The following is an 11,944-nucleotide window of genomic DNA, read 5'->3' as shown; positions in this document are numbered from 1 at the left end:
CGCTGCCGACGAGGCGAGCTGGACCTGCCCGGTCGGGCCGTTCGTCCTTCGCTTCCCGAACTTTCGCTGGCGGCGGTCGGCGATCGCGGCGCACGACCTGCACCATCTGATGGCCGGATATCCGATGACGATGCGCGGCGAATTCCAGATGGCCATCTGGGAGCTCGGGGCCGGCCGTTATCGGAACTGGGGCGCGACGTTGTTCTGCGCACCCCTGGTTGCATTCGGATTTTTCTGGTCGCCGAGACGAATGGTTGCGGCCTACAGAGCAGGCCGGGCGACCGAGAGCCTGTACAGCGAGCTGGAGGAGACATTCTGACGTGACCGAAGACGATCTGATTCTCCAGACGCTGCTCCCGACGACTCACGACCTTGGCGGCTTCAAGGTGCACCGCACACTGCCGCACCGGGAGAGGACGACGGTCGGCCCCTTCATCTTCTTCGACCAGATGGGCCCCGCACACCTGCCGGAAGGCGGCGGCATCGACGTGCGGCCGCACCCGCACATCAATCTCGCCACCGTCACCTATCTGTTCGCCGGCGCGATCGACCACCGCGATTCGCTCGGCACGTTCCGGACGATCGAGCCGGGCGCCGTGAACCTGATGACGGCGGGGCGCGGGATCAGCCATTCGGAGCGCTCGCCCGCGTCCCTGCGGCCGGCGGGGCCGGAGCTCAGCGGCATCCAGACCTGGCTCGCGCTGCCCAGCGCCAAGGAGGAGATCGATCCGGCTTTCGAGCATGTTCCCAGGGATGCGCTGCCGGTGGTTCAGGGCAGCGAGGGGCAGGCGCGGGTGGTGATGGGTACTCTGTGGGGCGCCACGTCCCCGGTCACCTGCCACAGCGAGACGATCTACGCCGACATCCACCTGCGCGACGGCGGCGCTATGCCGATCGATCCCGAAGCAGACGAGCGCGCCGTCTACCTCGCGGAAGGCGAAGCGATGCTGGACGGCCTTCGGCTGGAGAGAGGCACGCTCTACGTCCTTCGACCGGGGACGCGCGCCACGCTGCGCTCGGATACCGGCGCGCATGTCATGCTGTGCGGTGGCGCACCGCTCGACGGACCGCGGCACGTCTGGTGGAATTTCGTCTCGTCGCGCCGGGACCGGATCCGCCAGGCCCGTCACGACTGGAAGGAAGGCCGCTTCGATCTGCCGCCCGATGATCATGACGAGTTCATCCCGCTGCCCGAAGTGCCGAAGACGGTAAGCTATCCCTGATCAGGCAGGGGAGGAGCTGAGGATGGAAGTCCAGCGTATCGAGCTTTCGACCGGCGTCGGGTTGAACGTCGCTTTGGCCGGTCCGCGGGACGCACCGGCGATCCTCCTCCTCCACGGCTTTCCCGAATCGCATCGAACCTGGCGCAACCAGTTCGCCGAACTCTCGCAGGATCATTTCGTGGTCGTGCCAGACCAGCGGGGATTCGCCGGGTCCGACCGGCCCGAGGGAGTCGAGAGCTACCAGACGGACAAGATCGTCGCCGACGCGCTGGCGCTGATGGATGCGCTCGAGGTCAAACATTTCACGCTCGCCGGCCACGATTGGGGCGGGGCGATCGCCTGGACGGCGGCCCTGCTTCACCCCCTCCGCGTGAAGCGCCTCGTCATCGTCAACGCGCCGCACCCCTACGTCTTCCAAAGCAGTCTGATCGAGGACGAAGCCCAGCGCGAGGCCTCGCAATACATCCGCTTCTTCCGGAGCCCGACCGCCGAGGCGGCGATTACAGCAATGGGGTTCGAAACCTTCCTCGAGCGCGTGCTGCTCAGCCATTCCGATCCGACCAAGCTCCCGGTGGAGGAGCGGCAGGCCTATCTCGACGAGTGGAAGCAGCCAGGCGCGCTCACCGCGATGCTCAACTGGTATCGCGCCTCGACTCTGGAGGTACCCGCCTCGGGCGAACAGGCCTCGCTGCCGCTGTGGACCCGCGCCCCGTTCCCGAAGCTGCGCATGCCGACGCTCGTGGTCTGGGGCCTGAAGGACCCGGCCCTGCTGCCGATCCAGCTCGAAGGGCTCGACTCGGTGGTGAAGGACCTTAGGATCGTCACCTCGCCGAGCGCCGGCCACTTCATCACCTGGGAAGAGCCGGGCACCGTCACCGCCGCGATCCGCGACTTCCTGGCGGACACCCGCGACTAGGCCAACCTTTCCGCTTGGCCGCACCCCCGTGCTGCCGCTATGGGCCGCGTCCCATGGCAAAGACCTCCGCTCGCTCCAAGTCCCGCTCCGCCGCCCGGCTCGCCGCCGTCCAGGCGCTCTACCAGCACGAGATGGAGCAGACCCCGATTCCGACCTTGCTCCACGAATTTCACCATCACCGCCTCGGCGCGACGATCGAGGGTGTGGAATATGAGGATGCGGAGATCGACTTCTTCGACGATCTCGTCGCGGGCGTGCACGCGCGCTCAGGCGAGCTGGACGATCTCGTCGCCTCCAAGCTGGCGAGCGGCTGGTCGCTGCACCGGCTTGATCGTCCGATGCGGCAGATCCTTCGCGCCGGCGCCTACGAGCTGGTGGCGCGGATCGACGTGCCCACCGGCACGATCATCTCCGAATATGTCGATGTGGCGAAGGCCTTTTACGACAAGAAGGAAGCGGCATTCGTCAACGGTCTGCTCGACGCCGTGGCCAAGGCGGTAAGGTCGTAAACGGCGGCCGTTCCCATCGCCGGCGCCGCAGCGGTATAGCCCGCTGGTGAGTTCCGAGACGGCCTTCATCTCCGCCCTTCGCCGGCTGGCCACCGATCCTGCTGCGCGAGGCCTTGCCGACGACGCCGCAGTGCTCGAGCTCGGCGGCACGAGGCTGGTCCTGACGCACGACATGGTCGTCGAGGGCGTGCACTTCCTGGCGGACGATCCGCCGGGCGACGTCGCCTGGAAGCTGCTGGCCGTGAACCTCTCGGACCTCGCCGCCAAGGGCGCGCGACCGTTGGGAGCCTTGATGGGCTACAGCCTGCGCGGCGACGCCGGCTGGGATCGTGCGTTCCTCGCAGGCCTCGAAGAGGCGCTCGCGGCCTTCTCCCTGCCGCTGCTCGGCGGCGACACCGTCTCGGTGCCCGCAACAGCGCCACGCGCTCTGGGTCTCACCGCGATCGGCACTTCGGCGGGGCGGGTGCCGAGCCGCTCGGGCGCCAAGGCAGGGCAGACGCTCTGGGTCAGCGGTACGATCGGCGATGCGGGCGCCGGCCTCAGGATCCTGAGGGACGGCCAGCCCGGAGCAGAGGCGCTGGTACGGCGCTACCGCCGCCCGTCGCCCCGTCTGTCCGCCGGCGGCCGGCTGGCGCCGCTGGTCGGCGCGATGATGGACGTGTCCGACGGCCTGCTGATCGATGCGGGCCGCATGGCCGACGCAAGCGGCGTGGCCATTCTGATCGATCTCGCCCGCATGCCGCTTTCGTCTGAGCTGGTCGAATATGGCGGGTCTGGCCGTGCGGCGCGCCTGGTGGCGGCGACAGCCGGGGACGATTACGAGCTTCTGTTCTCTGCGCCCTTTGCTGCAGCGCAAGAAATCTTCGCACTTGCAAAAGAATTAGGTCTTTCCTTGCTACCGATCGGACGTGTCGAGGACGGGTCGGGCCTCAGTCTGCGCGACGGCGAGGACTTGGTACCACGTCCCGAGAGCCTTGGCTGGGAGCATCGCTGAGGCGGGCCGGACTCGATCAACTCGCGCGTGCCAAGTCGATGCGATCAGTTCAGTTGCATTCTGACTGTTCCAGCCCCTAGAACCTTGCCACGCCCGGGCGGGAACGCCTCCGGGGGCACGGCCCGACCCGGCGCAATAAGGGGAAGGAAGCCAATGACAGTCGTGTTGATTGCCATAATTTGCGGCATCGCCGCTGTGGTCTACGGCATCGTCACCAGTCGCCAGGTGCTCGTCCAGTCGGCGGGCAACGAGCGGATGGTCCAGATCGCCGGCGCGATCCAGGAAGGCGCCAAGGCCTATCTCGGCCGGCAGTACACCACCATCGCCATCGTCGGCGTCATCGTCGCCATCCTCGTTGGCGTGCTCCTCGGGCCGGTTGAAGCCGCGGGCTTCGTCCTCGGCGCCGTCCTCTCGGGCGCCGCCGGCTATATCGGCATGAACATCTCGGTACGCGCTAACGTCCGCACCGCCGAGGCGTCACGGCTGTCTCTGCAGCGGGGGCTCACCACTGCCTTCCGCTCCGGCGCGGTCACCGGCATGCTCGTTGCCGGCCTCGCACTCCTCGCCATATCCGGCTTCTTCTACTTCCTCGTCGAGGTTCAGGGCGAGGCGCCCAATGCGCGCGTCGTCGTCGATTCGCTCGTCTCCCTCGCCTTCGGCGCCTCGCTGATCTCGATCTTCGCGCGGCTCGGCGGCGGCATCTTCACCAAGGCCGCCGACGTCGGCGCCGATCTGGTCGGCAAGGTCGAGGCGGGAATTCCCGAGGACGACCCCCGCAACCCCGCCGTGATCGCCGACAATGTCGGCGACAATGTCGGCGACTGTGCCGGCATGGCCGCCGATCTGTTCGAAACCTATGTCGTCACCGTCGGCGCGACCATGGTGCTGATCGCCCTCCTCGTCTCCGGCAGCACCGAGCAGCTCACCCAGCTGATGAGCCTGCCGCTGATCATCGGCGGCGTCTGCATCCTCACCTCGATCATCGGCACCTACATGGTGCGCCTGGGCGGCAAGCAGTCGATCATGGGGGCCCTCTACAAGGGCTTCTGGACCACCGCTCTGCTCTCGATACCGGCGCTGTTCTACGTCACCTGGCGCACGCTCGAGGGCAATATGAATACGCCGCTCGGCAGCGCCCGCGAGGCGGCCGGGCCCGAGGTCGATCCCGGCGTCGCGGCCGACGCCCTCGCCGGCGGCTTCACCGGCATGGACCTGTTCTACTGCATGCTCGTCGGATTGGGCGTCACCGCCCTGCTCGTCTGGATCACCGAATATTATACCGGCACCAACTACCGGCCGGTCCGCTCGATCGCGAAGGCCTCCGTCACTGGTCACGGAACCAACGTGATCCAGGGCCTGGCGATCAGCCTCGAATCCACCGCCCTGCCGACGCTGGTGATCTGCGTCGGCATGATCGTCTCCTACCAGCTTGCCGGCCTGATCGGCATCGCCTTCGCCGCCACCTCGATGCTGGCACTCGCCGGCATGGTGGTCGCGCTCGACGCGTACGGGCCAGTCACCGACAATGCCGGCGGCATTGCCGAGATGGCGGGGCTCGAGGACGAGGTCCGCGGCCGCACCGACGCGCTGGACGCGGTCGGCAACACCACCAAGGCGGTCACCAAGGGCTATGCGATCGGCTCGGCCGGTCTCGCCGCCCTGGTGCTGTTCGGCGCCTATACGACCGACCTCAGGGAGTTCGCGGGCGAGCTCGGCATCGGCGCCGGCGGCGTCGATTTCTCGCTGTCCAATCCCTATGTCGTCGTCGGTCTGCTGCTCGGCGCGCTGCTCCCCTATCTGTTCGGGGCGATGGGGATGACCGCGGTCGGCCGCGCCGCCGGCGAGGTGGTGCTCGACGTCCGTGAGCAATTCCGTAGCAACAGCGGCATCATGGAGGGCACCAGCCGCCCGAACTATGCCCGCACCGTCGATCTCGTCACCAAGGCGGCGATCCGCGAGATGATCGTGCCGTCGCTGCTGCCGGTGCTGGCGCCGATCGCGGTGTTCTTCGGCATTTCGCTGATCGCCGGACGCGAGCAGGGCTTCGCCGCCCTCGGCGCCCTGCTGCTCGGGGTGATCGTCTCGGGCCTGTTCGTCGCCATTTCCATGACTTCGGGCGGCGGCGCCTGGGACAATGCCAAGAAGTTCATTGAAGACGGCAATCACGGCGGGAAGGGCTCCGAGGCCCACAAGGCCGCGGTGACCGGCGACACTGTCGGCGATCCGTACAAGGACACGGCCGGCCCGGCGGTGAACCCGATGATCAAGATCACCAACATCGTCGCTCTGCTGCTGCTTGCCGCGCTGGCCGGCGGCACCGGCGGCTGATCGCGATCACTTTCTTTTATGAATGGGGGTCCGTCCGGGAGACCGGGCGGGCCCTTTTCTTTGGCGAAGTGGCGGTGCAACCACCCACGCCGCTCCCGCCGGCCTGCGCCAGCTTCCCTTTTTCGGATCTAGCCGCTATGGGCAGCGCGGTTTTCAAGGATTGAGGCAGGTTTTGGCCAAGGAAGAACTTCTCGAAATGCGGGGGCAGGTGGTGGAGCTGCTGCCCAACGCCATGTTCCGCGTCCGGCTCGAGAACAATCACGAAATCCTCGGTCATACCGCGGGCAAGATGCGCAAGAACCGCATCCGCGTCCTCGTCGGCGACGAAGTCCTGGTCGAGCTGACCCCGTACGATTTGACCAAGGGTCGGATCACCTATCGCTTCAAGTAAGCCGGGCCCGGTGCGGCTCGTCCTTGCTTCGTCCAGCCCCCGGCGGCTCGAGCTGCTCGGACGGATCGGCGTGGTTCCCGATGCCGTGATTCCCGCCGATATCGACGAGACGCCGCGCCCGGGTGAGCGTCCTCCCATCTATGCTGCGCGCGTTGCGGCGGAGAAAGCGGCGGCGGTGCCCGCAGCCGGTGCGCTGGTTCTCGCCGCCGATACCGTCGTCGCTGCGGGCCGCCGCATCCTCCCGAAGACCGACGACGAGACGGAGGCGCGACGAACTCTCGAGCTCCTCTCCGGCCGACGCCACCGCGTCCTGTCCGCCATCACCCTGATCGACGCGGAAGGCAGGGCACACCATCGGCTCTCGACCAGCATCGTCACCTTCAAGCGCTTCGGCGCCGACGAGCTCGACTCCTATCTCGCCAGCGGGGAGTGGCGCGGCAAAGCTGGCGCCTATGCTATTCAGGGACGCGCCGAGGCGTTGATCCGCACCATCTCCGGCAGCTTTTCCGGCATCATGGGACTGCCCTTGTACGAGACGCGGACCCTGTTGCGCGCCGCCGGATACGACCTTGGCTGAGTGGATCTACGAGGAGGGCATCGGTGAGAACCGGGCGATCCTCGTCGAAGACGGCCGCATCGTCGAAGCGGCGATCGAGCTTCCCGGGGGATCAAGGCTGGGCGCGGTGCTGCCGGCGCGACTGGCCGAAATCCATGTGCCGGGCCGCCGTGGCCTTGCGCGATTCGAGGGCGGCGAGGCGCTGATCGAGCCGCTGCCCGCACATCTCACCCAAGGGCAGGCGATCCGGATCGAGATCACACGCGAGCCGATCCCGGAACGAGGCCGTCCGAAGCTTGCCCGCGCCCGCACGACCGAGGCGCCGCCGCGCGACGCCCCCCCGCTGGCGGAACGCGTCGGCGCGGCGGCGGCGCCGCCGCCGGGCCATGATCCCTTCGAAGAAGCGGGCTGGTCGGAGCTTCTCGAGGAAGCTCTGTCGGGGGAAATTGCTTTCCGGGGCGGCGCGCTGCGGATGAGTCTCACGCCGGCGATGACCTTGTTCGACGTCGACGGCGCCCTGCCACCGGCCGCACTCGCCGCCGCCGGAGCAGAGGCGGCCGGTCGGACGATCCGGCGAATGGACATCGGAGGATCGATCGGCATCGATCTTCCCACACTGACCGGGAAGGCCGAGCGGCAGGCGGCCGCGGCCGCGCTCGACGCCGTTCTGCCCCAGCCCTTCGAACGAACCGGGGTGAACGGCTTCGGATTTCTCCAGATCGTGCGTCGTCGCAGCCGCGCCTCGCTTGCCGAGATCGTTCAGGCGGATCCCGTCGGTGCAGCAGCGCGCGCCCTGCTCCGCCAGGCGGAGCGCAGCAGCGGCGCGGGCGGCCGCACGATCACCGCCGCGCCGCCGATTATCGCGCGGATCGAGGCCAATCCTTCATGGCTCGACACCCTCTCCCGCAGGATCGGAATGGCCGTATCCTTGCAGGCCGATCCAGGCCTCGCCATATCGGCGGGCCATGTCCACAGCCGCCATGCCTAGGAAGCGCGCGGGCTGCCCGCTTTGCGGAAAGCCGCCGACGCAGACCCACACGCCCTTTTGCAGCCAAGGGTGCCGCGATCGCGATCTCCTCAACTGGCTGGGAGATTCCTACCGCGTCCCGGGACCACCGGCGGACGAATTTCCGCCAGACGGGCTGGACAGCGAGCGATAACCCCTTCTATAGGCCCGCTCGTCCGCACTCGCGGTGACGCCCAGGTAGCTCAGTTGGTAGAGCACGTGACTGAAAATCACGGTGTCGGTGGTTCGATCCCGCCCCTGGGCACCATCCCTTCGTCCTGAACGATCGCGTGCCGCATCGTGCCGGCACCTGGCACCAAGGCGCATGGTTCAGCGCCATGGCGCCCAGCCAAGCGGCTTATATTCGTGCCGAGAGGCCATCGCCCGCGGAAGCAGGACGCTGCTCTTTCGTTCAGGCGATGACGAAGATGATGGCCCCGAGCGAGCCGAACAGCGCGATGACAGCGCCGAGGAAGCGCCAGTCGGTACGGCGGACACGCTCCGCCATATGGTGACGGGTCGTGTAGGACAGTCCCATCGATTTCAGGAAATTATCGATCCACATCCGCAGTCGGGCCTCTGATACCACGCGAAACCAAGGCCGGCCCTGCTCGGGACCAGCGGACGTGCCTCTGCGGACTGATGTGCGGAACGTCAAGCCCGCCTGCGCACCGGCCTTTCGACCGTAAGAACCGGATCGGACCGTCCGGTGCGACACTCCTGTTCGGGAACTCGATCGAGCTACGTGCATCTATCACCGGCACCCGTTAGTCGGGTGCGAGGTCCTTGAACGTTTGCGGCGTATCCCGCCACCTACCGGACGAGGCGCTCGGCGGTTCGAGAGAACCAGGTTCGCAGTCTCGGGAGCATGACCACGCGTACAGCCTGCATCAACGCGATCGGCACTGCCGTCCCGGGCCATGACGTCCACCACGCCTTCATCGATTGGGCGGAAACGCAGATCGCCGATCCGCGTCAGCGCGCCCTGTTCCGTCGCATGGCGGAGAGGTCAGGCATCGGCCACAGATGGTCGGTGCTACCGCAGACCGGGGGCGGGGGCTCGCCCGTCTCGGCCGGCGGTTTCTATCATGCCGGACAGCCGGGCACGGCCGCCCGGATGGCGATCTATGCCGAGCAGGCGCCGCGGCTGGCTTTGCAGGCCATTCGGGCGCTGGGCGCGCTCGCCGGCATCACACATCTCGTCGTGGCCAGCTGTACCGGCTTCGTTGCGCCCGGCATCGACCAGATCATCGCGGCGGAGCTTGGCCTTCCAGGCGACATCGAGCGGACGCTGGTCGGCTTCATGGGCTGCTATGCCGCGATCTCGGCCTTGCGCGTCGCCTATCATATCGCGCGGTCGGAACCGCAAGCGCGGGTCCTCGTGGTAACGGTCGAGCTCTCCAGCCTCCATCTGCAGTTCGAGAGCCGTGTGGAGCCGCTGCTCGCGATGCTGCAGTTCGGCGACGGCGCAGCCGCAATGATCGTCAGCGGCGAAGGGCCGGGGCTCGCGCTCGAGCGTCCGTTCGCCGCGACCTTGCCCGAATCGGCTGGGTTGATCCGCTGGACGATCGGCGACACCGGTTTCGCCATGGAGCTGTCTGGCGAAGTGCCCGGCCGGATCGCCGGGGCGCTGCAGGACCCGGGCGTCCGATCGGCCATGCTGGACGGCGTCGACGTAGGCGAGATCGATGCCTGGGCGGTGCACGCCGGCGGCCGCTCGGTGCTCGACGCCGTCGAGCACGGACTCGGCCTTGCGTCCGAGGCGCTCGCCGAGTCCCGCGCGGTGCTCGCCGAGTTCGGCAACATGTCATCCTCGACGCTGCCGTTCGTCCTCGCCAGGCTGCTGGCGCAGCCGGAGCGGCGGCGCGGCGTCGCCCTGGCCTTCGGACCGGGCCTCGCGGCGGAGGGCTTCCACTTCCGGCGGACCCTGTGAGGAGGCTGCAGGCCCGCGTCCGCGCCGATGAGCAGATGGATGACCCTGCCCTTCCGCCGGCCGTCTACGATGCCGTCCTCTCCGATCTCGGCCGCGTGAACGTCTGGACGCTCGCCGCACGTCCTACCCTGTCGTTCGTCAGGCAGGCGACGGCGAGGCTCGATCGGTTCAGCCTCCTCGATGTGGGCTTCGGAGACGGCGGCATGCTCCGACGCATCGCACATTGGGCCAGGCGCGCTCGCAAGACCGCCGATCTGGTCGGGGTCGATCTCAATCCCAAAAGCGAAGCCGTCGCTCGTGCGGCCACACCGCCGGGCAGCGGAATTGTGTGGCGGACCGGCGACTATCGCGACCAGGGGCAGTTCGACCTCGTCGTCTCGAGTCTCGTCGCCCATCATATGGAAGACGAGGAGCTTCGCACCTTCCTCGCGTGGATGGAGGCGAACACGGCACGTGGCTGGCTGGTCAACGACCTCCACCGCCACCCTTTTTCCTATTTCGGCTACCCCTTCCTCGCCCGGCTGCTCCGGGTGCACCGCATCGTCCGTGAGGATGGCCAGCTTTCGATCGCCAGGGCCTTTCGCCCCCACGAGTGGCGCCCGCTGCTCGCGGCCGCGGGTGTCTCCGAGGCTCGCGTGGTCCGCCGTTTTCCGTTTCGACTATGCGTCGAGCGGCTGCGCTGATCGTCGGCGGCGGGCCGGCGGGTGCCGCCGCCGCGATCCGCCTTGGCCAAGGCGGTGCGCGGCCGCTGCTGTTCGAACGAAACGCTGCGCCTCGCGACGTGGTGTGCGGCGGCTTCCTGGGATGGGATTCGCTCGCAGCGCTGCACCGTCTCGGCATCGATCCGGGCGCGCTCGGCGCCCGCCCGATCAAGAGGCTGCGCCTGGTCTCCAGTCGCCGCACGGTCGAGGCGGCGCTGCCTTACCGCGCCGCGGGCCTCTCACGGCGCACGCTGGACGAGGCCCTGCTCGATGCGGCGGCACGCGCCGGCGCGGAGATCGTCCGGGGACGCACCGTGCGCGCGGCGGACAGCCTTCGCATCCGGTTGGACGACGGCGAGGAGATCGTGGCCGATGCGCTGCTGCTGGCAACCGGTAAGCACGAGATGCGCGGCGCCGAACGCGATGCGGCGATCGCCGAGGCGCCGATCGGCCTGCGCGCCGCGCTCGCTCCGGGGCGCGATCTGGCCCGCGATCTCGACGGCTGGATCGAGCTCCACCTGTTCGACGGCGGCTATGCCGGCCTGCTCATCCAGGACGATGGGCAGGTCAATCTCTGCCTCTCCGCATCGCGGGCGCGGCTGAAGGCGGCCGGCGGCGCGGAACCGCTCGTCCGGGCGCTCGCGGCGGAGCTGCCGGCGCTCGCCGCACGGCTGGAAGCCGGCGAGGTCGGACCGTGGAGCGCAGTGGCGGGGGTCCCCTACGGCTGGCGGGCCCGCAGGACCGGGCGCGACGTCTATCGGCTGGGAGACCAGGCGGCGGTGATCGCTTCTCTCGCCGGCGACGGCATTGCGATCGCGCTCGAGAGCGGGCGGAGCGCGGCGGAAGCGCTGCTCGCGGGCCGCGCGGCGCCGGAGTGGCAATCGGACTTTGCCCGTCGAAGCCGCCGCCCGATCGTGATCGCCGAGGCGCTGCGCCGGATAGCGGAAAGGCCCGTCCGGGAAGCGGCCCTGCTCTTATTGCGAGCCTTGCCTGGCCTCGCAGCACGCGGCGCCGGCCTCACCCGCATCGGCGGCTGAGACGTCCCCGAGCGGCTCCGCCTCCCGGGCCTGTGCGGAAAACAGCGAAGGAAGATATCGGGCGATGACGAGGATCACGCTCGGAAGCAGCAGCGTGTTCCAGAGATCGCGCAGCGACTCGGCCCGCTGGTCGCCGCGATTGGGCCAGACCTCGTAGCGATAGTCGTAGATCTCGTTGGCGAGAGTCACGGCCAGCACGGCCAGCCAGGGCCAGGGGCTGGAGAGGCGCTTGCGCAGCAGCAGCGCCACGGCGATCTGCAGGAGCACGCCGGCGTGAACATGGAGCGCGTCCATGTCGAGATGCGTCGTGGCGGAGAGCCACTCCTTGGTAAGATGCCAGTCCACCCGAT

15 protein-coding genes and 1 tRNA gene are annotated in these 11,944 nt (G+C 68.3%); 14 read left to right on the top strand and 2 right to left on the bottom strand.

What is annotated here, in order from left to right:
* Positions 1-109 precede the first annotated feature (109 nt).
* From E2493_RS01365 to E2493_RS01315, 11 genes are all read left to right on the top strand, one after another.
* Positions 110-319 (top strand): hypothetical protein, encoded by a 210-nt coding sequence (locus E2493_RS01365; protein WP_135082966.1) that lies wholly within the window; start codon positions 110-112, stop codon positions 317-319.
* Position 320: 1 nt separating this feature from the next.
* Positions 321-1,223, top strand: a complete 903-nt coding sequence (locus tag E2493_RS01360; RefSeq protein ID WP_135082964.1) for a pirin family protein — start codon at positions 321-323, stop codon at positions 1,221-1,223.
* Positions 1,224-1,245: 22 nt separating this feature from the next.
* Positions 1,246-2,139 (top strand): alpha/beta hydrolase, encoded by an 894-nt coding sequence (locus E2493_RS01355; RefSeq protein WP_135082962.1) that lies wholly within the window; start codon positions 1,246-1,248, stop codon positions 2,137-2,139.
* A 53-nt stretch (positions 2,140-2,192) separates the two neighbouring features.
* The gene (nusB, locus tag E2493_RS01350; RefSeq protein ID WP_135082960.1) at positions 2,193-2,648 is read left to right on the top strand and encodes a transcription antitermination factor NusB; all 456 of its coding nucleotides are present in this window, start codon (positions 2,193-2,195) and stop codon (positions 2,646-2,648) included.
* 46 nt (positions 2,649-2,694) lie between these two features.
* Positions 2,695-3,642, top strand: coding sequence for a thiamine-phosphate kinase (gene thiL, locus E2493_RS01345; protein ID WP_135082958.1), 948 nt, complete (start codon positions 2,695-2,697; stop codon positions 3,640-3,642).
* 153 nt (positions 3,643-3,795) lie between these two features.
* The gene (locus E2493_RS01340; protein WP_135082956.1) at positions 3,796-5,970 is read left to right on the top strand and encodes a sodium-translocating pyrophosphatase; all 2,175 of its coding nucleotides are present in this window, start codon (positions 3,796-3,798) and stop codon (positions 5,968-5,970) included.
* A gap of 172 nt (positions 5,971-6,142) precedes the next feature.
* Complete coding sequence (gene infA / locus E2493_RS01335; RefSeq protein ID WP_106511916.1) at positions 6,143-6,361, top strand: translation initiation factor IF-1; 219 nt, start codon at positions 6,143-6,145, stop codon at positions 6,359-6,361.
* 10 nt (positions 6,362-6,371) lie between these two features.
* Entirely contained in the window at positions 6,372-6,938 is a 567-nt protein-coding gene (locus E2493_RS01330; RefSeq protein ID WP_135082954.1) for a Maf family protein, read from the top strand.
* A complete protein-coding gene (locus tag E2493_RS01325) occupies positions 6,931-7,905 on the top strand; it encodes a ribonuclease (protein ID WP_135082952.1) in 975 nt (324 codons plus the stop codon). Before E2493_RS01330 ends, E2493_RS01325 begins: the two co-directional genes overlap by 8 nt.
* Positions 7,898-8,077 (top strand): DNA gyrase inhibitor YacG, encoded by a 180-nt coding sequence (locus E2493_RS01320; RefSeq protein WP_135083348.1) that lies wholly within the window; start codon positions 7,898-7,900, stop codon positions 8,075-8,077. Before E2493_RS01325 ends, E2493_RS01320 begins: the two co-directional genes overlap by 8 nt.
* Positions 8,078-8,115: 38 nt before the next feature.
* Positions 8,116-8,191: transfer RNA gene (locus tag E2493_RS01315), tRNA-Phe, on the top strand.
* Between the two features lie 144 nt (positions 8,192-8,335).
* Here the strand turns inward: E2493_RS01315 and E2493_RS20985 are convergent.
* Positions 8,336-8,488, bottom strand: coding sequence for a hypothetical protein (locus tag E2493_RS20985; protein ID WP_167737331.1), 153 nt, complete (start codon positions 8,486-8,488; stop codon positions 8,336-8,338).
* Between the two features lie 303 nt (positions 8,489-8,791).
* Between E2493_RS20985 and E2493_RS01310 the strand changes: the two genes are divergently transcribed.
* From E2493_RS01310 to E2493_RS01300, 3 genes are read left to right on the top strand one after another with little or no spacing between them, the layout of a single operon-like run.
* Positions 8,792-9,856, top strand: coding sequence for a type III polyketide synthase (locus E2493_RS01310; RefSeq protein WP_135082950.1), 1,065 nt, complete (start codon positions 8,792-8,794; stop codon positions 9,854-9,856).
* Positions 9,853-10,539, top strand: coding sequence for a methyltransferase domain-containing protein (locus E2493_RS01305; protein ID WP_404828283.1), 687 nt, complete (start codon positions 9,853-9,855; stop codon positions 10,537-10,539). Before E2493_RS01310 ends, E2493_RS01305 begins: the two co-directional genes overlap by 4 nt.
* Positions 10,518-11,594, top strand: coding sequence for an NAD(P)/FAD-dependent oxidoreductase (locus E2493_RS01300; protein WP_135082948.1), 1,077 nt, complete (start codon positions 10,518-10,520; stop codon positions 11,592-11,594). Before E2493_RS01305 ends, E2493_RS01300 begins: the two co-directional genes overlap by 22 nt.
* Here E2493_RS01300 and E2493_RS01295 read toward each other — a convergent pair.
* Positions 11,532-11,939 carry a hypothetical protein gene (locus E2493_RS01295; protein WP_135082946.1) on the bottom strand — a complete coding sequence of 136 codons (408 nt, stop codon included), beginning with the start codon at positions 11,937-11,939 and terminating at the stop codon, positions 11,532-11,534. The genes E2493_RS01300 and E2493_RS01295 overlap by 63 nt on opposite strands.
* Positions 11,940-11,944: the final 5 nt, after the last annotated feature.

Origin of the sequence: Sphingomonas parva (ex Maeng et al. 2020), from assembly GCF_004564275.1 — a bacterium.
GTDB lineage: Bacteria > Pseudomonadota > Alphaproteobacteria > Sphingomonadales > Sphingomonadaceae > Allosphingosinicella > Allosphingosinicella parva.
The sequence above is the reverse complement of the archived record's forward strand: the minus strand, read 5'-3'. Positions and strand labels throughout refer to the sequence as shown.